Source organism: Streptomyces sp. NPDC093111 (genome assembly GCF_040683955.1).
Lineage (GTDB): Bacteria > Actinomycetota > Actinomycetes > Streptomycetales > Streptomycetaceae > Streptomyces.
In genome coordinates, this window is the sequence record NZ_JBFBNW010000003.1 from 201,729 (window position 1) to 224,894 (window position 23,166).

A 23,166-nucleotide genomic window follows, 5' to 3' on the forward strand; every position below is an offset into this window, starting at 1 on the left:
GAGCCGGCGGTGGACGGCGAGGGCGACGCCCTCCAGGGTGCGCACCCCGTACCTCATGGTCTCGTTGTCGTGGCTGAGCAGGGCCAGCCGGTAGTCGAGTCCGGCACCCCGGACCAGGCCGACGCTGTGCACCCGCCAGCCGTGGGTGGCGCGGGGCAGCCACCCGTTCTTCAGATGGGCCTTGGCCCCTTTCGGGACGCCCGCGCCGATGCCCCAGGCCTGGGCGCGGACCACCTGCCCCATCAGGGCGAGCGCCGCGGGGCGCCGGGCGACGGCGGCGAGCAGGGCGAGCTGGTCGCGGGCGGTGGTGCGGGTGAGCCCCCAGTACCGGTCGTGGCCCAGGACGGTGTCGGTGGCCCCGGCCTCGCGCAGCACCCGGTTCAGGCGCTCCCGGGAGAGGCCCCACCACAGCTCGGTCGCGGCGTCGTTGTCGGAGCGGGTGATCATCGCCTTGAGCCGTCGGGACTCCAGGCCGGTGGGGGCGCGCCCCAGTTCCTCGGCCCGGCCGAGCACCGCCTCCATGATCAGCACCTTCGCGATGCTGGCGGAGTCGTACGACCGGAGGTCCGAGAGACGGCAGCGCAGTCCGCTCCCCGGGGCGTGGACGGCGACGGAGACGGTCCCCTCGCGGCCCTTGAGGGCGGCGCGGATGTCCTGCGACAGGCGGGCGGCGAGGGCGGGGTCGCGGGACGAGGTGCACAGCGCGGGTGCGGCGGCCGCGCCCGTCGCGGGAGCGGTGGCCGCGAGCCCGCCCAGGAGGGCTCCGACGAGGGCCCAGAAGGGCAGGCGGGGACGACGGATCATGATCACGGGCATGCCCCCAGTGTCGGGACGCGCGCCCGCCCGGCATCCCGTCGCTGGTCCACCTGGCCCAAGGGCCCGCACGGCCCTCGTCCCGCCCGCCCGGTGCGGGGGTCCGCACGCCCCAAGGGCCCGCCCCGCCCCGGCACTTGCGGGAACGCGGGACCGGGCGGCCGGCCTCCTCGGCCCGCCGCCCGGTCCCGTGCCCTCCGTGCCGTCGGCGCTGTCAGCGCCGTCAGTGGGCGGCGGAGTCCCAGTCCGGGCCGACGCCCACCGAGACGTCCAGCGGGGCGCGCAGGTCGACGGCCTGGGACATCCGCTCGCGGACCAGGGCCTCGACCCGGTCGCGCTCGCCCGGGGCGAGCTCCAGGACGATTTCGTCGTGGACCTGGAGGAGCATCCGGGACGTGAGGCCCGCCTCCGTGAGGGCGCGGTCCACGTCGAGCATGGCGACCTTCACGATGTCCGCCGCGGTGCCCTGGATCGGGGCGTTCAGCGCCATCCGCTCGGCCGCCTCGCGGCGCTGGCGGTTGTCGCTGTTGAGGTCCGGGAGGTACCGGCGGCGGCCCAGCATCGTCTCCGTGTAGCCCGTGGCGCGGGCCTCGTCGACGACCCGGCGCAGGTAGTCGCGGACGCCGCCGAAGCGCTCGAAGTAGGTGTCCATCAGGCCGCGGGCCTCGGCCGGGTCGATGCCCAGCTGCTGGGAGAGGCCGAAGGCGGACAGGCCGTAGGCCAGACCGTACGACATGGCCTTGATCTTGCGGCGCATCTCCGCGTCGACGGCGGACCGCTCGACGCCGAAGACCTGCGAGGCGACCGTGGTGTGCAGGTCCTCGCCGGAGGCGAAGGCTTCGAGCAGGCCCTCGTCCTCGGAGAGGTGGGCCATCACGCGCAGCTCGATCTGGCTGTAGTCGGCGGTCATCAGGGCCTCGAAGCCCTCGCCGACGACGAAGCCGTGCCGGATGGCGCGGCCCTCGTCGGTGCGCACCGGCACGTTCTGCAGGTTGGGGTCGGTGGAGGAGAGGCGGCCGGTGGCGGCGACGGTCTGGCTGAAGGTGGTGTGGATCCGGCCGTCGGCCGCGACGGTCTTGATCAGGCCCTCGACGGTGGAGCGCAGCCGGGCCTGCTCACGGTGGCGGAGCATGATCACCGGGAGCTCGTGCTCGGTCTGGCCGGCGAGCCAGGCGAGGGCGTCGGCGTCCGTGGTGTAGCCGGTCTTGGTCTTCTTCGTCTTCGGCAGGTTGAGCTCGCCGAAGAAGACCTCCTGGAGCTGCTTGGGCGAGCCGAGGTTGAACTCGTGGCCGACGGAGGCGTGCGCCTCCTTCACGGCCTGCTGCACGGCGCCCGCGAACTGCTGCTCCAGGGCCTCCAGGTGGTCCCGGTCGGCGGCGATGCCGTGCCGCTCCAGGCGGGCGAGGAGGACGGAGGTGGGCAGCTCGACCTCGTGCAGGAGCTCCCGCGCGCCGACCTCGGCGAGCCGCTCGTCGAAGGCGGTGCCCAGGTCGAGGACGGCACGGGCCTGGCTCATGAGGGCCTCGGCCTCGGCGGTGTCCTCGGCGCCGAAGGCGAGCTGACCGTCGGCGGCGGCCGCGGGGGCGAGCTCGCGGCCCAGGTACTCGACGGAGAGCGCGTCCAGGGCGAAGGAGCGGCGGCCCGGCTTGACCAGGTAGGCGGCGAGCGCGGTGTCCATGGTGACGCCGGCGACGCTCCAGCCGTGCTCGGGGAAGACCCGCATCGCGCCCTTGGCGTTGTGCAGGACCTTGGGGCGCTCCGGGTCGGCGATCCACGCGGCCCACGCGCGCTCGTCGGCCTCGTCGAGCTGGGACGGGTCGAACCAGGCGGCGGCGCCGTCGGCCGCGGCGAGGGCGACCTCGGAGACGCTGCCGGTGCCGAGCGCCCAGCTGTCGACGGTGGCGACGCCGAGCGGCTGGGCGGCGTGCTCGCCGAGCCAGCCGGCGAGCTCGCCGGAGCCGAGGACGGTGAAGTCGAGCTCGACGCCGGCGGCGGGGGCCGGAGCGGCCTCCTCGGCGGAGCCCGGGTCGACGGCGAGGAGACGCTCGCGCAGCGAGGGGTTGCGGATCTCCAGGGTGTCGAGGACGAGGGCGACGGCCGTGCGGTCGTACGGCTCGCGGGCCAGGTCCTGGACGCCCTTGGGCAGCTCCACGTCGCGGACCATCTCGGTGAGGCGGCGGTTGAGCTTCACCGACTCCAGGTGGTCGCGGAAGTTCTGCCCGGCCTTGCCCTTGACCTCGTCGGCGCGCTCCACGAGCTCGGCGAAGGAACCGAACTGGTTGATCCACTTGGCGGCGGTCTTCTCGCCGACGCCGGGGATGCCCGGCAGGTTGTCCGACGGGTCGCCGCGCAGGGCGGCGAAGTCCGGGTACTGGTTCGGGGTGAGTCCGTACTTCTCCTGGACCTTCTCCGGGGTGAAGCGGGTCAGCTCGGAGACGCCCTTGGTCGGGTAGAGCACGGTGGTGCGGTCGGTGACCAGCTGGAAGGAGTCCCGGTCGCCGGTGACGATCAGGACCTCGAAGCCCGCCGCCTCGGCCTGGGTGGCGAGGGTCGCGATGACGTCGTCCGCCTCGAAGCCCTCGACGGCGAAGCGGGGCGCGTGCATGGCGTCGAGGAGCTCGCCGATCAGCTCGACCTGCCCCTTGAACTCGTCGGGGGTCTTGGAGCGGTTCGCCTTGTACTCGGGGAACTCGTCCGAGCGCCAGGTCTTGCGGGACACGTCGAAGGCGACGGCGAAGTGCGTGGGCGCCTCGTCGCGGAGCGTGTTCGCGAGCATGGAGGCGAATCCGTAGATCGCGTTGGTCGGCTGCCCGGTCGCGGTGGTGAAGTTCTCCGCGGGCAGCGCGAAGAACGCCCGGTACGCCAGGGAGTGCCCGTCCATGAGGAGCAGGCGCGGACGGTTCTCTTCGGTCATATCGGTCTTCTTCGCTGCTGTCTCGGCCACGGGACGATCCTGCCACGCGCCACCGACATTCCCGTCCACCCGCTCGGTGGCCCGACCGGGCCTGGGCCGCTGTCGGTGGGGCGTGACAGGATCGGAGGTGTACGAGAGTTCCCTCCCGGATCCGTCCGGGGCCCCACCGCTCAAGGGAGAGCGCGATGGTCAGCAAGCCGCCCGCCGGCGATCCGGTCCAGGACGCGCCGCAGGTCGCGGCGCCGCAGCACGCCGCGGCCGGTCTGCCCGCCGTCGCGCACACCTTGCGGATCGCGCAGGCGCAGATGGGGGTGCGGCGCACCGCGCGGACCCTGCTCAAGGTCAACCAGAAGGACGGCTTCGACTGTCCGGGCTGCGCGTGGCCGGAGGGCGACAAGCGGCACGTCGCGGAGTTCTGCGAGAACGGGGCGAAGGCGGTCGCCGAGGAGGCGACGCTGCGCCGGGTGACCCCTGAGTTCTTCGCCGCGCATCCGGTGGCGGACCTGGCGGCCCGCAGCGGGTACTGGCTGGGCCAGCAGGGCCGGATCACGGAGCCGGTGTACCTGGCGGAGGGGGCCGAGCGGTACGAGGCGGTGTCCTGGGAGCGGGCCTTCGCGATCCTCGCGGAGGAGCTGACCGCGCTCTCCTCCCCCGACGAGGCCCTGTTCTACACCTCGGGGCGCACCAGCAACGAGGCGGCGTTCCTGCTCCAGTTGTTCGCCCGTGAGTTCGGCACCAACAACCTGCCGGACTGCTCCAACATGTGCCACGAGTCCTCGGGCTCGGCGCTGAACGAGACGATAGGCATCGGCAAGGGCAGCGTCTCCCTGGAGGACCTGCACCAGGCGGACCTGATCGTGGTCGCGGGGCAGAACCCGGGGACGAACCATCCGCGGATGCTGTCGGCGCTGGAGAAGGCGAAGGCGGCCGGCGCGCGGATCATCTCGGTGAACCCGCTGCCGGAGGCGGGCCTGGAGCGCTTCAAGAACCCGCAGACGCCGCAGGGCATGTTCAAGGGCGCCGCGCTCACGGACCTCTTCCTGCAGATCCGCATCGGCGGCGACCAGGCGCTGTTCCGGCTGCTCAACAAGCTGGTCCTGGAGACGCCGGGCGCCGTGGACGAGGAGTTCGTCGCCGCGCACACCCACGGGTACGAGGAGTTCGCCGCCGCCGCGCGGGACGCCGACTGGGACGAGACGCTGGCGGCGACCGGGCTGTCCCGGGCGGAGATCGAGCGGGCCCTGGAGATGGTGCTCGCCTCGAAGCGGACCATCGTCTGCTGGGCGATGGGGCTCACCCAGCACAAGCACTCCGTGCCGACCATCCGCGAGGTGGTCAACTTCCTGCTGCTGCGCGGCGACATCGGCCGGACGGGTTCCGGGGTGTGCCCGGTGCGCGGTCACTCCAACGTGCAGGGCGACCGGACGATGGGGATCTTCGAGCGCCCCTCGACGGCCTTCCTCGACGCGCTGGACAAGGAGTTCGGGATCGTCTCGCCGCGGCACCACGGCTTCGACGTGGTGCGCTCGATCGAGGCGCTGCGGGACGGTGAGGCGAAGGTGTTCTTCGCCATGGGCGGCAACTTCGTGGGCGCCACCCCGGACACCGAGGTCACCGAGGCGGCGATGCGCAAGGCCCGTCTGACGGTGCACGTGTCGACGAAGCTGAACCGCTCGCACGCGGTGACCGGTACGCGGGCGCTGATCCTGCCGACGCTGGGGCGCACGGACAAGGACGTGCAGAAGAGCGGGAAGCAGGTCGTCACGGTCGAGGACTCGATGGGCCTGGTGCACGCCTCGCGGGGCAACCTGCCGCCGGCGGGCCCGCGGCTGCTCTCCGAGCCGGCGATCGTCGCGCGGCTGGCGCGGGCGGTCCTCGGCGAGGGCTCGGCCACGCCGTGGGAGGCGTTCGAGGCGGACTACGCGACGATCCGCGACCGCATCGCCCGCGTGATCCCGGGCTTCGAGGACTTCAACGCGCGCCTGGCGGCGAACCCGGGCGGCTTCGCGCTGCCGCACGCCCCGCGCGACGAGCGGCGCTTCCCGACGGCGACCGGCAAGGCCAACTTCACGGCCGCGCCGGTCGAGTACCCGAAGGTGCCGGAGGGCCGGCTGCTGCTCCAGACGCTGCGCTCGCACGACCAGTACAACACCACGATCTACGGTCTCGACGACCGCTACCGCGGCATCACGGGCGGTCGCCGGGTGGTCATGGTGCACCCGGAGGACGGGGCGGCGCTGGGCTTCGCGGACGGGGCGTACGCGGACCTGGTGAGCGAGTGGACGGACGGCAGCGAGCGCCGGGCGCCCGGTTTCCGGGTCGTGCACTATCCGACGCCCCGGGGCTGCGCGGCGGCGTACTACCCGGAGACGAACGTGCTGGTGCCGCTGGAGTCCACGGCGGACGTCAGCAACACCCCGGCGAGCAAGTCCGTGATCGTACGGCTGGTCCCACCGGCGGGTGACTGACCGGTTACGGACTGCGCGGGAGGGGCGGGGGCTCTGTATCCTCCACTCCCGCGCCGCGGGCAGTCGGCCGGCGGCCGAGGACGCCACGGGGGTCCTGTTGTCCACGCCTTCGCCCGGCGGACACCCGCCGGAGCACCCGCCCGAGCAGTCCCCGCCCGCACCGGCCACACCGCCGGTGCCTCCGGTGCCGCAGAGCCCGCCCACCCCACCCCCGGCACCACAGACCCCGCCCACTCCGCAGACCCCACCCGCACCACAGGGCCCGCCCGCACCACCGCCGGAGCCGCCCGAGCCGCCCCTCAGCGCGCTCGCCCTGGAGCGGATCGCGCCGGGAAGCCCGGTGCCGTCGACCCGGCGGGGTCGCGTCCGGGCCCTGGCCCGGGGGCTCCTGGTGATCGCCGCGGGGCTGCTCGCGACCGCGCTGCTCACCCAGGTCGTCACCTACGTCTACGACACCGTCTTCGCCACCGACCGGGCCCGGTCCGAGGACGCCGCCCAGGACCGGCTGAACGACGAGAAGCCGCCGTTCACCGCCACCGCCGACGCCGATCTCTCGGCGCTCGACGCCGACGAGTGGACGATCGTCCTCGACCGGCCGCTCGACCCCGCAGAGCAGCGCGCCCTCCAGGCCCTCGACGTCGGGAGCGACGGCTACGGCCGCCAGGCGTGGCGGATCCTGGGCCCGCTCGGGGCGCGGGTCATCGGCACCACACCGCACCTGGACGAGGCGGCGACCGGCGTCGCCTCCCCGAGGTCCGGTCCCACGACCCGGTTCCGCCTGAACCTCTTCAGCGACCGCACCTCCCCGCTGTCGGTCACCGGCATGACCGCGGTCGACCTGCGCTGCGGCCCCTCGACCGCCCGCTTCGTGCTGTGGCACCCCGCCCAGGGCGAGGCACCGTACCCGGGTGTCCACTTCGATCTGCGCGGGCCGGACGCGACCCCGGTCATCACCGACGAGGGGGACGACCAGGGGCAGCGGTACTTCGACCGGCGGCGGATCGACCTCGGCGGCAACAGCGAGCCCGGCGGTCTGCGGGTCGCGGCCACGGTGGGGAACGAGAGCTGCGACTGGGCGATCAAGGCGGCCTACCGCGACGCGGCCGGCACCCGCGGCGAGGTGCTGATCCGTGACGAGAACCGGCCGTTTCGCGCGGAGGCGCCGCCGATCGCGCCGACGCAGCTCTTCGTGACGCAGTTCGCCCCGCTCCGGCTCACCCCCTGCCATGAGCCCGGGCACGAGGAGGAGACCCTCTGCCGCGTCTACTCCCGACGGGGTGCATGACACAATCACCTCGCCTAAGCGTTTGCTCAGGCAGCTCGGAACGACGCAGTAGACCAGCCGTACGAAGACGAACGGAGCCGGACCCATGGGTGAGCAGCAGCATGTGAAGTTCCCGCAGGAGGTCATCGACGAGTACGCCGCGCTCGGCGTGGACCTGCCCGCGCTCTTCTCGGCGGGTCACCTGGGGAACCGGATGGGCGTGCAGATCCTGGAGGCCTCGGCGGACCGGGTCGTCGGCACCATGCCGGTGGAGGGCAACACGCAGCCGTACGGCCTGCTGCACGGCGGCGCCTCGGCGGTGCTCGCCGAGACGCTGGGCTCGATCGGCTCGATGCTGCACGGCGGGGTGTCGCGGATCGCCGTGGGCGTGGACCTGAACTGCACCCACCACCGCGGGGCGCGCAGCGGTCTGGTGACCGGGGTCGCGACGCCCGTGCACCGGGGCCGGTCCACCGCCACGTACGAGATCGTGATCACCGACGAGCAGGACAAGCGGGTCTGCTCGGCGCGGCTGACCTGCATGCTGAAGGAGATCGGCGCGAAGGACGCGGGGAACCTGCCGGAGGCGGGACGCGCCACCGGCGCCTGACGCGCGGCGGGGCGCGCCACCGGCTTCTGACGCGCGGCGCACCGGGGCCCCAGGACGGTCTTCCGTCCCGGGGCCCCTTCGTATTTCCGATTTCCAACTCCCTTTACCTCAGGGCCCCTTGCCCCCGAGCGCGGCAAGCGCTTCACTGACGGGCGACTCGTCTACGAGGGGTTCTCGTTGAGGTCCACACGCACCACGGCCAGAGTGACCGCCGGCATCGCCGCGGCCGTGGCCGGCTGCGTCCTCACCCTGTCCACCGGGTGCGAGCGGACCCCCGAGGAGCCGGCGCCGCGCGTGAGCTCGCCCGCCGAGGTGTGCGCGAACCTCGTGTCGTACTGGGTGCGGGAAGCGCTCAAGGGCAGCAAGTGGGCGGGGCTCGACTGGGAGCAGAAGGGCCTGTCCAACGAGCAGTACGAGATCCACGACGAGGTCCTGCTGGCGGCGCGTGCCGAGGAGCGGCGGGCGGGCCGTGACGCCGCCTTCGCGCTGGCCGACCGGGAGAGCCGGCGGCGCTGCGAGGAGGCGAAGGGGGCGACCGGAAGTTCGGAGAACTGGCGTCCGCCCAGCGAACAGAGAGTACCCACCGGCGGACTCCGACCCTCCTCTTCGTAACACTGCGTCACGCTGCCGAAATATCGGAGCGGAGCGCTCCGGTCAGCTCCCGCGTCCGCTGATGCCGAGGCGAGTGTCCGATATCCGGAGAGGTAACAGGTTCGGTCGTCAGGAGCCAAAACCGCTCAAGCCCCTTAGCGGAACTGGGCGTTCTCAGTATGTGAACACCGCACTACCGACCGTTGTGCCCGACTTTGCCCACCGCCCGCACACCGTCTCCCCCCGTCGGCATAACAAGACAGTCACATCCTGACCTCGGCGCTCCCCACCCTCCCCACCTGCGCCTAGAGTCACGGCCAGTCACCGCGCCGCCGGGCGCCCTCTCTGCACGGCACCCGCTCCACCCCGTACGGCACGGCTTCGAAACGGCACCTCTAGCTACACAGCTTCACGGCACCGCCTCAGCTTGAGGGGGCCGCGCCAGGGAAAGGATTTCTTCGTGCGACACCGTTCTTTGCTCATCCTCACCAGCGTGCTCACCACGGGAGCGCTCACCCTCACCGCCTGCGGTTCGCGCGACGAGGGCAAGGGCGGCGGCGGCGATGACGCCGGCGGCACCACCACGGTCGTCATCGGTGTGGACGCCCCGCTCACCGGTTCGCTCTCCGCGCTGGGCCAGGGCATCAAGAACTCCGTGGACCTGGCGGCCAAGACCGCCAACAAGAACAAGGAAGTCCCCGGGATCACCTTCAAGGTGGAGGCCCTGGACGACCAGGCCGTCCCGGCCTCGGGCCAGGCCAACGCCACCAAGCTGGTCGGCAACAAGGACGTCGTGGGCGTCGTCGGCCCGCTGAACTCCGGCGTCTCCCAGCAGATGCAGGGCGTGTTCGCCGCCGCGGGCCTCGCGCAGGTCTCCCCGGCCAACACCAACCCCTCGCTGAGCCAGGGCGACAACTGGGGCAAGGGCGAGTTCAAGCGTCCCTTCCCGACGTACTTCCGTACCGCCGCCACCGACGTGGTCCAGGGCAAGTTCGCCGCCCAGTACCTCTTCAAGGACGCCGGCAAGAAGAAGGTCTTCGTCGTCGACGACAAGCAGACCTACGGCGCCGGCCTCGCGGCGATCTTCACCGACGAGTTCAAGCGCCTGGGCGGCCAGGTCGTCGGCACCGACCACGTCACCGTGAAGGAGACCGACTTCTCCTCCACCGCCGACAAGGTCAAGGCCTCCGGCGCCGACTCCGTCTACTTCGGCGGCCAGTACCCCGAGGGCGGTCTGCTCTCCGACCAGGTCAAGAAGACCGGCGCCAAGATCCCCGTCATGGGTGGCGACGGCATCTACGACCCGGCGTTCATCAGCGCCTCCGGCGAGGCCAACGACGGTGACCTGGCCACCTCGATCGGTTACCCGGTCGAGAAGCTGGCCACCGCCAAGAAGTTCATCGCCGACTACAACGCGGGCGGCTACAAGGACCCGTACGCGGCCTACGGCGGCTACTCCTACGACGCCGGCTGGGCGATCATCCAGGCCGTCAAGGCCGCCGTCGCCGCCAACAGCGGCAAGCTGCCGACCGACGCCCGCGCCAAGGTCACCGAGGCCCTGGGCAAGGTCTCCTTCGACGGTGTGACCGGCAAGGTCTCCTTCGACGAGTTCGGCGACACCACCAACAAGCAGCTCACGGTCTACAAGGTCGAGGGCGGCAAGTGGGTCGACGTCAAGAGCGACACCTTCAACCAGTAGTACTCCGGTCCGCCCCCGGGTCCTGAGGCCCGGGCGGCTGGCCCGCCCCTCGCAGTACCGCACACCTGAACCAGCCCGCGCGAGGGCGCAAACAGCGCCCTCGCGCGGAGTCATATCCGACACGCTCATCGGAGGCCCTGCGGTGAACGAACTGCCGCAACAGCTGGCCAACGGCCTGGCCCTCGGTGCTCTCTATGGCCTCATCGCCATCGGGTACACCATGGTCTACGGCATCGTCCAGCTCATCAACTTCGCCCACGGCGAGATCTTCATGATCGGGGGCTTCGGCGCCCTCACCACCTACACCGCTCTGCCGAGCGGAACGTCCCTGCTGGTGGCGATACCGCTCATGATCGTCGGTGGCGCGATAGCCTCCGTGGCCGTCGCCACCGCCGCCGAGCGGTTCGCCTACCGCCCGCTGCGCAGCGCGCCGCGGCTGGCGCCGCTCATCACCGCGATCGGTCTGTCGATCGCGCTCCAGCAGCTGGTCTGGCAGTTCTACCCGGACGCCAAGAAGGCCGTCAGCTTCCCCGAGTTCAAGGGTGAGGCCTTCCAGCTCCTCGACAACCTGCAGATCCAGCGCGCCGACGCCTTCGTGCTCGTCCTCGCGCCGCTGTGCATGCTCGCCCTCGGCGTCTTCGTCTCCAAGAGCCGCAGCGGCCGGGCCATGCAGGCCACCGCGCAGGACCCGGACACCGCGAAGCTGATGGGCATCAACACCGACCGCATCATCGTGATGGCCTTCGCCATCGGTGCCGCGTTCGCCGCCGTCGCCGCCGTCGCCTACGGCCTCGACAAGGGCCAGATCGGCTTCGAGATGGGCTTCATCCTCGGTCTCAAGGCGTTCACCGCGGCCGTCCTCGGCGGCATCGGCAACATCTACGGCGCCATGATCGGCGGCGTGGTCCTCGGCATCGCCGAGTCCCTCTCGATCGCCTACATCGAGGACATCCCCGGCATGCAGCAGCTCGGCGGCGGTGCCTGGTCCAACGTGTGGGCCTTCGTCCTCCTCATCGTCGTCCTCCTCGTGCGGCCCCAGGGCCTGCTCGGCGAGCGCGTCGCGGACAGGGCGTGAGCGGCATGAGCGAGAACCTCACCAAGACCGAAGCGGCCGAGGCCGGGGCCCCGGCCACCGGCAAGCCCTCCGGCCTGCTGTGGACGGCCGTCGGCGGCAGCGTCGCGACCGCCGTCAGCGCCTTCCTCGCCTGGACGTGGACCCCCGCCTTCCCCGGCAACCTCACGATCTACGGCAACCCCGCCCCGCTCCAGCTGCTCACGCTCGTCGGAGCCGTCCTCACCGCCGCCTACGCGCTCTCCGCGCTGGGCGTCAAGGGACTGCGCTGGCTCACCCCGGCCGGCTCCCGCAAGGCGCTGTGGATCGTGGCCCTGGGCACCTTCGCCACCACCCTGTTCACGGCTCTCGCGATCGTCGTCGAGCTGGGCGCCCTGGTGGACCTGGAGCCCGGCGCCGGCGTCGCCGTCCTCGCCTCGGCCGTCCCGGCGTTCGCCGCGTACCGGCTGCCGGACGACACCCGCAAGCCGGCCCGCGCCAAGGCCCTCCCCTCCTGGGCCGAGGTCCTGATCATCGTCGCCGTCTTCGCCCTGGGCCTCTTCGTGGTCACCTTCGGCATCGACACCGACGACTCGGAGCCGCAGCTCTTCATCGCGTACCTGATCCTGGTCGGCTTCTCCGCCACCGCGCTGATCAAGTCCGGTGTCACCGGGCGGCTTTCGCAGATGACGGCGCGCAACCGCCAGGTGACGGTCACGGCCAGCCTGGTCATGGCGATCGCCTTCCCGTTCATCCAGCAGAGCGGCGACACGTACACGCTGATCGCGGTCAACATCCTGATCTTCGCGACCGTCGCCCTCGGCCTGAACATCGTCGTCGGTCTCGCGGGTCTGCTCGACCTCGGTTACGTCGCCTTCCTCGGCGTCGGCGCGTACACCGCGGCCCTGGTCTCCGGTGCCACCTCCTCCGCCTTCGGAGTCCAGTTCCCGTTCTGGGCCGCGGCCCTGACCGGCATGGCCGCCTCGCTGGTCTTCGGCGTCGTCATCGGCGCGCCGACCCTGCGGCTGCGCGGCGACTACCTCGCCATCGTGACCCTCGGCTTCGGTGAGATCTTCCGCATCGCCATGGGCAACCTGGACGGCACCTCCGGCCCGAAGATCACCAACGGTCCGAACGGCATCCCGAACATCCCGCAGCTGGAGTTCTTCGGCTACAACTTCGGCGAGCCGCACACCGTCCTCGGTGTCGAGCTCGGCGCGTACGCCAACTACTACCTGCTGATGATCCTCGTCATGGTGATCGTCATCGTGGTCTTCTCCCGCGCCGGCAACAGCCGCATCGGCCGGGCCTGGGTCGCCATCCGCGAGGACGAGACCGCCGCCACCGCCATGGGCATCAACGGCTTCCGGGTCAAGCTGGTCGCCTTCGCCCTCGGCGCGGCCCTGGCCGGCCTCGCCGGCACGGTCCAGGCGCACGTCAACACCACGGTGGTGCCGGAGAACTACGTCTTCGCCGGCCCCGTGCCGCCGAACTCCGCCTTCCTGCTCGCGGCCGTCATCCTCGGCGGCATGGGCACGATCAGCGGTCCGATCGTGGGCTCCGCGCTGCTCTTCCTGATCCCGGCCAAGCTGTCCTTCCTCCAGGACTACCAGCTGCTCGGCTTCGGCATCGCCCTGATCCTGCTGATGCGCTTCCGCCCCGAGGGCCTGATCGCCAACAAGCGCGCCAAGCTGGAATTCCACGAGAACGACGAGCAGCCCGACGTACCGGAGCAGCGACAGCCCGTGGACGCGGAGTCCGGCGTCGGTACGGCGAAGGCGGGGGCGTGAACGCCATGACGACCACCACCGAGACCGGCACCGGCACGACCGCGACGGCGGCCGCCGTCCTCGAGGCGCGCGGGGTCACCATGCGCTTCGGCGGTCTGACCGCCGTCCGCGAGGTCGACCTGACCGTCCGCCAGGGCGAGATCGTCGGCCTCATCGGCCCCAACGGAGCCGGCAAGACCACCTTCTTCAACTGCCTGACCGGCCTGTACGTCCCGACCGAGGGCCAGGTCAGCTACAAGGGGACGGTCCTGCCGCCCAAGCCGCACCTGGTCACCCAGGCCGGCATCGCCCGTACCTTCCAGAACATCCGCCTCTTCTCCAACATGACGGTCCTGGAGAACGTCCTCGTCGGACGCCACACCCGGACCAAGGAGGGCCTGTGGTCCGCGCTGCTGCGCGGCCCCGGCTTCAAGCGGGCGGAGGCGGCCTCCCGCGCCCGGGCCATGGAACTCCTGGAGTTCGTCGGCCTGGCCGCCAAGGCCGAGCACCTCGCGCGCAACCTGCCCTACGGCGAGCAGCGCAAGCTGGAGATCGCCCGCGCGCTCGCCAGCGACCCCGGTCTGCTGCTGCTCGACGAGCCGACGGCCGGCATGAACCAGGCCGAGACCCGCACCACCGAGGAGCTGGTCTTCGCGATCCGCGACCTCGGCATCGCGGTCCTGGTCATCGAGCACGACATGAAGTTCATCTTCAACCTGTGCGACCGGGTCGCGGTCCTCGTCCAGGGCGAGAAGCTGGTCGAGGGCACCTCCGAGGTCGTCCAGGGCGACGAGCGGGTCGTCGCCGCCTACCTGGGCACGCCGTTCGAGGGCGCGCCGGGCGCGGAGGAGGCCGCCGAGGTCGAGGCCGCCGAGGCGGCGGCCGGGGCGGGATCCGAGTCCGAGCCGGAGGCCGCCACCGAGGAGGACGCCGCCGAGGAGGCCGCGGACGCCGAGGAGGCTCCCGAGGCCGCGGACGCCGAGGAGGCTGCCGAGACCGCCGACGCCGACGCCGAGGAGCCTGCCGAGGCCGCCGACGCCGACGCCGAGGCTTCGGAGGACGACGCCCCCGCCGGCGACGCCGCTCCGGCCGGGACCCCCGCGTCGCAGGACGCGGACAGCACCACCGAAGGAGACTCCAAGTGACCGCACTTCTGGAGGTCGAGGACCTCAGGGTCGCCTACGGCAAGATCGAGGCCGTCAAGGGCATCTCCTTCTCCGTCGAGGCGGGCCAGGTCGTCGCCCTGATCGGCACCAACGGCGCCGGCAAGACCACGACCCTGCGCACGCTGTCCGGTCTGCTCAAGCCCTCCGGCGGCAGGATCACCTTCGACGGCCGGCCGCTCAACGGCATCCCGGCCCACAAGGTCGTCTCGCTGGGCCTCGCCCACTCCCCCGAGGGACGGCACATCTTCCCCCGGCTGAGCATCGCCGAGAACCTCCAGCTGGGCGCGTTCCTGCGCAGCGACAAGGACGGCATCGAGCGGGACATCCAGAAGGCCTACGACCTCTTCCCGATCCTGGGCGAGCGTCGCAAGCAGGCCGCGGGCACCCTCTCCGGCGGTGAGCAGCAGATGCTGGCGATGGGCCGGGCGCTGATGTCCCAGCCGAAGCTGCTGATGCTGGACGAGCCCTCGATGGGCCTCTCCCCGATCATGATGCAGAAGATCATGGAGACCATCGCGGCGCTGAAGGCCGAGGGCATGACGATCCTGCTCATCGAGCAGAACGCGCAGGCCGCCCTCTCCCTCGCGGACTACGGGTACGTGATGGAGGTCGGCACGGTGAAGCTGTCCGGCACCGGCCGCGACCTGCTCGTCAACGACGACGTGCGCAAGACGTACCTCGGCGAGGAGTAGGCACCACGGACGAAGGCCCGCCCCACGACGACGTGGGGCGGGCCTTCCTCGCGTGTACGGGGCGGACTACTGCTCCTTGGCCTTCGCGGCCTTCTTCTCCTCGGCGTCCTCGATGACCGCCTCGGCGACCTGCTGCATCGACATGCGGCGGTCCATGGAGGTCTTCTGGATCCAGCGGAAGGCGGCCGGCTCGGTGAGCCCGTACTGGGTCTGGAGGACCGACTTGGCGCGGTCCACCAGCTTGCGGGTCTCCAGGCGCTGGGAGAGGTCGGCGACCTCCTGCTCCAGGGCGCGCAGCTCGGCGAAGCGGGAGACGGCCATCTCGATGGCGGGCACCACGTCGCTCTTGCTGAACGGCTTGACCAGGTACGCCATGGCGCCGGCGTCCCGGGCGCGCTCGACGAGCTCGCGCTGGGAGAAGGCGGTGAGCATGAGGACCGGGGCGATGGACTCGCCGGCGATCTTCTCGGCCGCGGAGATGCCGTCGAGGACGGGCATCTTCACGTCGAGGATGACGAGGTCGGGGCGGTGCTCGCGGGCGAGCTCCACGGCCGTGGCGCCGTCGCCCGCCTCGCCGACGACGGTGTAGCCCTCCTCCTCCAGCATCTCCTTGAGGTCCATGCGGATGAGGGCCTCGTCCTCGGCGATGACGACGCGGGTCGTCAGCGGCGGGACGTGCGACGTGTCGTCGTCGGCGGCGGGCTGGGGCGACTCGGGGGCGGTCACGCGGGCTCCTCGTTCAAGGCCTCGTTCGCAGGGTGATCGAGGCGGATACAGCTCTCCATGAGCCTACCCACCTCCTGTAAGGTAGGGGCACGGCGGGTGACCGCCTCCCTTCGTTTCGAAGGATGCCCCGGTAGCCCAGCGGTAGAGGCAATGGTCTCAAACACCATCTAGCGTGGGTTCGAATCCCACCCGGGGTACATTAACGCGATTTCCAAGGTCACGCCCCGACTGCGGCTTCCGGGGGACCTTCACTCCGCCGGGGGTTCCCCGATGTGGTGGACCCGGACGAGGTTGGTCGAGCCCGGCACACCGGGCGGGGAGCCGGCCGTGATGACCACGATGTCCCCCTTCTCGCAGCGCCCGATCCGCAGCAGCTCCTCGTCGACCTGCGCCACCATCGCGTCGGTGGAGTCCACGTGCGGGCCGAGGAAGGTCTCGACGCCCCAGGTGAGGTTGAGCTGGGAGCGGGTCGCCGGGTCGGGCGTGAAGGCGAGCAGCGGAATCGGCGAGCGGTAGCGGGAGAGCCGCTTCACGGTGTCCCCCGACTGCGTGAACGCGACCAGGAACTTGGCCCCGAGGAAGTCCCCGATCTCGGCGGCGGCCCGGGCCACCGCGCCGCCCTGGGTGCGGGGCTTGCTGCGCTCGGTCAGCGACGGCAGGCCCTTGGCGAGGACGTCCTCCTCGGCCGCCTCGACGATCCGGCTCATCGTGCGCACGGTCTCGACCGGGTACTTGCCCACGCTGGTCTCGCCGGAGAGCATCACCGCGTCGGTGCCGTCGATGACGGCGTTGGCGACGTCGGAGGCCTCGGCGCGGGTCGGCCGGGAGTTGTCGATCATCGAGTCGAGCATCTGGGTCGCGACGATGACCGGCTTGGCGTTCCGCTTGGCCAGCTTGACGGCCCGCTTCTGGACGATCGGCACCTGCTCCAGGGGCATCTCCACGCCCAGGTCGCCACGGGCCACCATGATGCCGTCGAAGGCGGCGACGATGTCCTCGATGTTCTCGACGGCCTGCGGCTTCTCGATCTTGGCGATGACCGGGACCCGGCGGTCCTCCTCGTCCATGATCCGGTGGACGTCCTCGATGTCCCGGCCGCTGCGGACGAAGGAGAGGGCGATGACGTCGGCGCCGACGCGCAGGGCCCAGCGCAGGTCCTCGATGTCCTTCTCGGAGAGGGCGGGGACGGAGACCGCGACCCCGGGCAGGTTGAGCCCCTTGTTGTCGGAGACCATGCCGCCCTCGACGACCCGGGTGTTGACCCGGGGCCCCTCGACGGAGACGACCTCCAGGGTGACCCGGCCGTCGTCGACGAGGATGCGCTCACCGGAGGTGACGTCCTCGGCGAGGCCGGCGTAGGTGGTGCCGCAGCAGTGGCGGTCGCCCTCCATCGGCTCGATGGTGATGGCGAACTCGTCGCCGCGTTCAAGGAGTACGGGGCCCTCGCGGAATCGGCCGAGACGAATCTTCGGGCCTTGAAGGTCGGCGAGGACGCCGACGCTGCGGCCCGTCTCCTCGGATGCCTTGCGAACGCGCTGGTAGCGCTCCTCGTGCTCGGCGTAGGAGCCGTGGCTGAGGTTGAGACGGGCCACGTCCATCCCGGCTTCGACCAATGCCTTGATCTGGTCGTATGTTTCGGTGGCGGGCCCCAGGGTACAAACGATTTTTGCTCGGCGCATGAGGCGAGCCTAGGGCTTACCGGCGGGTAGCGAATGGGCCGGGCATGACTACTCAACAACCTTTCAGTGAAAGGTTGTTGACAAGTCTTGAATCTGTGCGAACGCCTGCTCTGATGAGCGATTTCCGCGGTCGGGGACCGGATGTCTCAGAGTGGGGGCGGGGCCATCGTGAACCGCGCGGCGACCTCGGCGGTGACCGTCTGCCGCTGCGGTTCGAGCTCCATCGGCGCCGGCGCGTCCACCGCCTCCGCGGCGAACGCCATCCGCGCCCCGCCCATCGGCGCGTGGCCACCGCCCTGCCCGAGCCCGGTGTCGGAGAGTTCGAGCAACGCCACCAGCGAGGAGCCCAGCGCCTCCGCGTACTCGCGCGCCCGGCGCACCGCCTCCCGCACGGCCTGCCGGCGGGCCTCGGCGTACGCCGGGGAGTCCGGGCGCAGCGCCCACCACGGGCCGTCCACCCGGGTCCACTCCAGATCGGCGAGGCGGGTGGTCAGCTCGCCGAGGGCGGTGAAGTCGGTCAGCTCCGCCGACAGGTGCACCCAGCCCTGGTAGCCGCGCACCCGCTCGCCGCGCCCGTGCCGGGCGGGCTCCGGGCTGACCGAGAGGGCGCCCGTCTCCAGCTTGGCGACGGCCTCCCCGTACGACTTGACCAGGGCGATCGCCTCGGCGTTGCGGCTCGTCAGGGCGGCCAGGACCGTGGAGCGGTCGGTGCCCCGGGCGCGTACCGAGACCCCGATCCTGGCGAGTTCCGGATCGACCTCCAGGCGGCCTTCGCCACGGACCGTCACCTGGGGTGCCTCGGGGGTGGGCTGCTGCTGTGTCATACCGAACACTTTCCCACTCCGTAACCCGAAAGGTCTGTTGCGACCGTGCGGTCTGAGCCAGAATCTACGCGCGTTGTGCGCCACGGTCGGCGCCTTCGCCACAGAACCACAAGGGGAGAAACACACATGCCGCTGAACCGCAGGACGTTCCTGGAGCGCTCGGCCGCCGCCGGGGCCGGAGTGGCCCTCGCCGGTGCCGTCGCCGTTCCCGCCGAGGCCCACGACGGAGCCCCCGGCCACGGCCGCCCGCGTCCGCAGAAGCGGTACTCCTTCACCGTGATGGGCACCACCGACCTGCACGGGAACGTCTTCAACTGGGACTACTTCACCGACGCGGAGTTCGACGACAAGGCCCACAACGACGTCGGCCTGGCCAAGATCTCCACCCTGGTCGAGCAGGTCCGCGAGGAGAAGGGGCGCTGCAACACCCTCCTCATCGACGCCGGTGACACCATCCAGGGCACCCAGCTGTCGTACTACTACGCCAAGGTCGACCCCATCACCAAGGCCGGCGGCCCGGTCCACCCGATGGCGCAGGCCATGAACGCCATCGGCTACGACGCCGCCGCACTCGGCAACCACGAGTTCAACTACGGCATCCCGGTGCTGCGCAAGTTCCAGGACCAGCTCGACTTCCCGCTGCTCGGCGCCAACGCGCTCGACGCGAAGACCCTGCGCCCGGCCTTCCCGCCGTACAGCATCCACCGGCTGCGCACCCCGCACGGGCGGGACGTCAAGGTCGCGGTGCTCGGCCTGACCAACCCGGGCATCGCCATCTGGGACAAGGCCAACGTCAGCGGCAAGATGGTCTTCCCCGGCCTTGAGGAGCAGGCCGCCAAGTGGGTGCCGAAGCTGCGCTCGCTCGGCGCCGACGTGGTCGTCGTCTCGGCGCACTCCGGCTCCAGCGGCACCTCCTCGTACGGCGACCAGCTCCCGTACGTCGAGAACGCGGCCGGGCTCGTCGCCGAGCAGGTCCCCGGCATCGACGCGATCCTCGTCGGGCACGCGCACACCGAGATCCCCGAGTACCGGATCAAGAACAAGGCGACCGGCAAGGACGTCGTCCTGTCCGAGCCGCTCAAGTGGGGCCAGCGCCTGACCCTCTTCGACTTCGACCTGGTGTGGGAGAAGGGCCGCTGGACCGTCGAGAAGGTCGGCGCGAAGGTGCTCAACTCCAACACGGTCCCCGAGGACCCGGAGATCACCGGGCTGCTCGCCGACGAGCACAAGAAGGTCGTCGCGTACGTCAACCAGGTCATCGGCACCTCCACCGCCGCCATGACCACCGCCGACGCGCCGTGGAAGGACGAGCCGATCATCGACCTGATCAACGTCGTCCAGGCCGAGACGGTGAAGGCGGCCCTGGCCGGCGGCGCCCACGCGAACCTGCCGGTGCTCTCCCAGGCCTCCTGCTTCTCCCGCACGGCCCGCATCCCGGCCGGCGCCATCTCCATCAAGGACGCCGCCGGGCTCTACCCCTTCGAGAACACCCTGGAGGCCCGACTGATGACGGGCGCCCAGCTGAAGGAGTACCTGGAGTACTCGGCGAAGTACTACGTCCAGACCCCGGCGGGCGCGCCCGTCGACACCGCGAAGCTCACCAACGCGGACAACACCCCGGACTACAACTACGACGCCGTGTCCGGGCTGACGTACGACATCGACATCGCCAAGCCGGTGGGGCAGCGGATCGCGAACCTGCGGTTCCAGGGCCAGGCGCTCGACCCGGCCGCGCAGTTCGTGCTCGCGGTGAACAACTACCGGGCCAGCGGCGGCGGCGCCTTCCCGCACGTGGCCAAGGCCCAGCAGCTGTGGGCGAACTCGGACGAGATCCGCAACACCATCATCCAGTGGGTGAAGGCCAAGGGCACGGTCGACCCGGCCCTGTTCGCCTCGGTGGACTGGAAGCTGACGCGCGACGGCGCGCCGGTGTTCTAGGACGGATCCCCACCGGGTCCCGCCCGGTGACTCACACGTTCTGCGTGAGAGGCGTCAGCTTCTGGCCCTGGGCCGGAATGCTCGGCGCCTCTCGCGCGTCCAGGCCGAAGGTGGTGAAGGCGGTGCGGCGGGGCAGCGGGTACGGCTCCTTGCCGGTGACCGCGTTGAGGATGACGGCGCTGCGCCAGGCGGCGAGCCCCAGGTCGGGGGCGCCGACGCCGTGGGTGTGCTTCTCCGCGTTCTGGACGTAGACCGAGCCGGTGACCGAGTCGTCGAGCACCAGCCGGTACGCGCTGTCGATCCGGGGCCGGCCGGCGGAGTCGTGCCGCAGGTACGGGTCGAGGCCGGCGAGCATCCGGTCGACCGGGCGCTCGCGGTAGCCGGTCGCCAGGACCACGGCGTCGGTGGTGAGCCGGGAGCGGGTGTTCTGCTGGGCGTGCTCCAGATGGAGCTCGACCTTGGTGGTGGCCACCCGGCCGGCCGTGCGGACCCGGACCCCCGGGGTGAGGACGGCGTCCGGCCAGCCGCCGTGCAGGGTGCGCCGGTAGAGCTCGTCGTGGATGGCGGCGATGGTGTCGGCGTCGATGCCCTTGTGCAACTGCCACTGGCGGGGCACCAGTTCGCCGCGCACCGGTTCGGGCAGGGAGTGGAAGTAGCGGGTGTAGTCGGGGGTGAAGTGCTCCAGGCCCAGCTTGGAGTACTCCATGGGGGCGAAGGCCTCGCTGCGGGCCAGCCAGTGCAGCCTCTCGGCCCCCTCGGGGCGGGCGCGCAGCAGGTCGAGGAAGACCTCGGCGCCCGACTGGCCGGAGCCGATGACGGTGACGTGCCCGGCGGCGAGCAGGGACTCGCGGTGGGTCAGGTAGTCGGCGGAGTGGATCACGGGCACGCCGGGGGCGTCGGCGAGCGGGCGCAGCGGCTCGGGGACGTACGGCTCGGTGCCGACGCCGAGGACGACGTTGCGGGTGTACGCGCGGCCCAGCGCCTCGGCCTCGCCGTCGGCGTCCAGCTGGGTGAAGTCGACCTCGAACAGGCGCCGTTCGGGGTTCCAGCGGACGGAGTCGACCTGGTGTCCGAAGTGGAGCCCGGGGACCAGGCCGCTGACCCAGCGGCAGTAGGCGTCGTACTCGGCGCGCTGGATGTGGAACTTCTCGGCGAAGTAGAAGGGGAAGAGCCGGTCGCGGCTCCGGAGGTAGTTCAGGAAGCTCCACGGGCTGGCCGGGTCGGCGAGGGTCACCAGGTCGGCCAGGAAGGGGACCTGGAGCGTGGCGCCCTCGATGAGCAGGCCGGGGTGCCAGTGGAAGGCGGGCCGCTGCTCGAAGAAGGCGGTGGCGAGGCCGCCGGGCACGCCTTGGGCGAGCGCGGCGAGGGAGAGGTTGAACGGGCCGATGCCGACGCCCACCAGGTCGTGCGGACGGTCGAGGTCGTGCTGGGGGGTGCTGCCGGTCATCGGTCGGTGCCGCCTTCCACGAGGGAGATGATCTGTGCCAGGTCGCCGGGGGTGGCGTGGGGGTTGAGCAGGGTGGCCTTGAGCCAGAGCCGCCCGTCGGCCGCGGCCCGGCCGAGGACCGCGCGGCCCTCGGCGAGCAGGGTGCGGCGGATCCCGGCGACGGTGTCGTCGGGAGCGTCGTACGGCCGGAACAGGACGGTCGTGAGGGTGGGCCGGGCGTACAGCTCCAGGCCCGGGGCCTTCTCGACCCGTTCGGCCAGGTCCTCGGCGAGCGCCATGCAGGCGTCGACGAGGGCACCGAGCCCCGAGCGGCCGAGGGCGCGCAGGGTGACGGCGGTCTTGAGGACGTCGGGCCGCCGGGTGGTGCGCAGCGAACGCCCGAGGAGGTCGGGCAGCCCGGCGTCGGTGTCGTCGTCGGCGTTCAGGTAGTCGGCGCTGTGTCCGAGGACGGCGAGGTCCTCGGCGTCCCGGACGGCGAGCAGCCCGGCGGCGGCCGGCTGCCAGCCCAGTTTGTGCAGGTCGACGGTGACCGTACGGGCCCGGTCGAGACCGGCGAGGAGCGGGCGGTGCCGGTCGCTGAAGAGGAGCGGGCCGCCGTAGGCCGCGTCCACGTGGAGGTCCGCGTCGCCGTGCGTGGCGCAGAGCTCGGCGATCTCCGGGAGCGGGTCGATCAGTCCGGCGTCGGTGGTGCCGGCGGTGGCGGCGACCAGCAGCGGCCCGGGGAGCTCGGTGAGCGCCCGCGCCAGGGCGACCGGGTCCATGGTGCCGTTCGGGGCCGGCACGAGGACCGGCTCGGGCAGGCCGAGGAGCCAGGCGGCGCGGCGGAAGGAGTGGTGGGCGTTGGCTCCGACGAGGGTCTGCACGGTGCCGCCGCGTTCCCGCGCGAGGAGCAGGGCCAGCTGGTTGGACTCGGTGCCGCCGGTGGTGACCAGGGCGTCCGGGCGAGGTGCGGCGGGGAACGCCTCGGCGGCGAGGGCGGCCGTGACCAGCTCTTCGAGCACGGAGGCGGCGGGGGCCTGGTCCCAGGAGTCCAGGGAGGGGTTCAGCACGGAGGCCGCGAGGTCGGCGGCGGCCGCGAGGGCGAGCGGTGGGGTGTGCAGGTGCGCCGCGCACAGCGGGTGCGCGGGGTCGGCGGCGCCGGCGGCGACCGCCCGTACGACGCCGAACAGGGCCTCGGCGGCCCCGTCCCCGCTCTCCGGCAGCGCCTCCCCCAGCGCCTCCCGCACCTGATGGGCCACCGCCCGCGGTCCGCCGGCCGGGAGGGGGCCGCCGCGGTCCTCCGCTCCGGCGCGGAGGGCGTCGAGGACGGTGTCGAGAAGTGGACGGAGCTGTTCGGGGCCGGGGGCGCCTCCGGCGAGGGGTGCGGCACGCATGGACGACAGGGTGCCGGGGGTTCTGGTGGTTTGTCCGGAGAGTCGGGTGCTGTGACCCGAACGGGGGACGGACGACCGGGCCTTCGCCCCGTGGAGCGGAGCGAAGGCCCAGGATGGAGCGGGTTCTGGGCCGGGCCCGGAG

16 protein-coding genes, 1 tRNA gene and 1 pseudogene are annotated in these 23,166 nt (G+C 71.6%); 11 read left to right on the top strand and 7 right to left on the bottom strand.

Annotated elements, in window-relative coordinates:
* Positions 1-93: 93 nt before the first annotated feature.
* Together AB0Q96_RS05740 and polA are read right to left on the bottom strand one after the other, a co-directional pair.
* Positions 94-816: pseudogene (locus AB0Q96_RS05740) on the bottom strand (serine hydrolase); the annotation flags it as partial.
* A 220-nt stretch (positions 817-1,036) separates the two neighbouring features.
* Complete coding sequence (polA, locus tag AB0Q96_RS05745) at positions 1,037-3,757, bottom strand: DNA polymerase I (RefSeq protein WP_365322018.1); 2,721 nt, start codon at positions 3,755-3,757, stop codon at positions 1,037-1,039.
* A 155-nt stretch (positions 3,758-3,912) separates the two neighbouring features.
* Here polA and AB0Q96_RS05750 point away from each other — a divergent pair, with 155 nt between their 5' ends.
* The 9 genes from AB0Q96_RS05750 to AB0Q96_RS05790 all read left to right on the top strand — a co-directional run bounded on the left by AB0Q96_RS05750 (position 3,913) and on the right by AB0Q96_RS05790 (position 15,037).
* Entirely contained in the window at positions 3,913-6,195 is a 2,283-nt protein-coding gene (locus tag AB0Q96_RS05750; protein WP_365322019.1) for an FdhF/YdeP family oxidoreductase, read from the top strand.
* Positions 6,196-6,292: 97 nt separating this feature from the next.
* Positions 6,293-7,480: a hypothetical protein gene (locus AB0Q96_RS05755; protein ID WP_365322021.1), complete on the top strand. Its 1,188-nt coding sequence runs from the start codon at positions 6,293-6,295 to the stop codon at positions 7,478-7,480.
* Positions 7,481-7,565: 85 nt separating this feature from the next.
* Complete coding sequence (locus AB0Q96_RS05760) at positions 7,566-8,069, top strand: hotdog fold thioesterase (protein WP_365322022.1); 504 nt, start codon at positions 7,566-7,568, stop codon at positions 8,067-8,069.
* A 204-nt stretch (positions 8,070-8,273) separates the two neighbouring features.
* Positions 8,274-8,681 (top strand): hypothetical protein, encoded by a 408-nt coding sequence (locus AB0Q96_RS05765; RefSeq protein WP_365322024.1) that lies wholly within the window; start codon positions 8,274-8,276, stop codon positions 8,679-8,681.
* A gap of 439 nt (positions 8,682-9,120) precedes the next feature.
* A complete protein-coding gene (locus tag AB0Q96_RS05770) occupies positions 9,121-10,359 on the top strand; it encodes a branched-chain amino acid ABC transporter substrate-binding protein (protein WP_365322025.1) in 1,239 nt (412 codons plus the stop codon).
* Positions 10,360-10,501: 142 nt separating this feature from the next.
* Positions 10,502-11,434: a branched-chain amino acid ABC transporter permease gene (locus tag AB0Q96_RS05775; RefSeq protein WP_365322027.1), complete on the top strand. Its 933-nt coding sequence runs from the start codon at positions 10,502-10,504 to the stop codon at positions 11,432-11,434.
* A gap of 5 nt (positions 11,435-11,439) precedes the next feature.
* Complete coding sequence (locus tag AB0Q96_RS05780) at positions 11,440-13,200, top strand: branched-chain amino acid ABC transporter permease (protein ID WP_365322029.1); 1,761 nt, start codon at positions 11,440-11,442, stop codon at positions 13,198-13,200.
* Between the two features lie 5 nt (positions 13,201-13,205).
* Positions 13,206-14,324 (top strand): ABC transporter ATP-binding protein, encoded by a 1,119-nt coding sequence (locus AB0Q96_RS05785; RefSeq protein WP_365322484.1) that lies wholly within the window; start codon positions 13,206-13,208, stop codon positions 14,322-14,324.
* Entirely contained in the window at positions 14,321-15,037 is a 717-nt protein-coding gene (locus AB0Q96_RS05790; RefSeq protein ID WP_365322031.1) for an ABC transporter ATP-binding protein, read from the top strand. Before AB0Q96_RS05785 ends, AB0Q96_RS05790 begins: the two co-directional genes overlap by 4 nt.
* 66 nt (positions 15,038-15,103) lie before the next feature.
* Here the strand turns inward: AB0Q96_RS05790 and AB0Q96_RS05795 are convergent, their stop codons facing one another.
* Positions 15,104-15,763: a response regulator gene (locus tag AB0Q96_RS05795; protein ID WP_365322033.1), complete on the bottom strand. Its 660-nt coding sequence runs from the start codon at positions 15,761-15,763 to the stop codon at positions 15,104-15,106.
* A gap of 124 nt (positions 15,764-15,887) precedes the next feature.
* Between AB0Q96_RS05795 and AB0Q96_RS05800 the strand changes: the two genes are divergently transcribed.
* A tRNA-Leu gene (locus AB0Q96_RS05800) sits at positions 15,888-15,960 on the top strand.
* Between the two features lie 51 nt (positions 15,961-16,011).
* On the opposite strand, the gene pyk is transcribed toward AB0Q96_RS05800, so the two are convergent.
* Positions 16,012-17,442, bottom strand: coding sequence for a pyruvate kinase (gene pyk / locus AB0Q96_RS05805; RefSeq protein ID WP_365322035.1), 1,431 nt, complete (start codon positions 17,440-17,442; stop codon positions 16,012-16,014).
* Between the two features lie 146 nt (positions 17,443-17,588).
* Complete coding sequence (locus tag AB0Q96_RS05810; protein WP_365322037.1) at positions 17,589-18,266, bottom strand: SIMPL domain-containing protein; 678 nt, start codon at positions 18,264-18,266, stop codon at positions 17,589-17,591.
* Positions 18,267-18,392: 126 nt separating this feature from the next.
* Here AB0Q96_RS05810 and AB0Q96_RS05815 point away from each other — a divergent pair, with 126 nt between their 5' ends.
* Positions 18,393-20,204 (top strand): 5'-nucleotidase C-terminal domain-containing protein, encoded by a 1,812-nt coding sequence (locus tag AB0Q96_RS05815; RefSeq protein WP_365322039.1) that lies wholly within the window; start codon positions 18,393-18,395, stop codon positions 20,202-20,204.
* 31 nt (positions 20,205-20,235) lie between these two features.
* On the opposite strand, the gene AB0Q96_RS05820 is transcribed toward AB0Q96_RS05815, so the two are convergent.
* Positions 20,236-21,651: a SidA/IucD/PvdA family monooxygenase gene (locus AB0Q96_RS05820; protein WP_365322040.1), complete on the bottom strand. Its 1,416-nt coding sequence runs from the start codon at positions 21,649-21,651 to the stop codon at positions 20,236-20,238.
* Entirely contained in the window at positions 21,648-23,024 is a 1,377-nt protein-coding gene (locus AB0Q96_RS05825) for an aminotransferase class V-fold PLP-dependent enzyme (RefSeq protein ID WP_365322042.1), read from the bottom strand. Before AB0Q96_RS05825 ends, AB0Q96_RS05820 begins: the two co-directional genes overlap by 4 nt.
* Between the last annotated feature and the right edge of the window lie 142 nt (positions 23,025-23,166).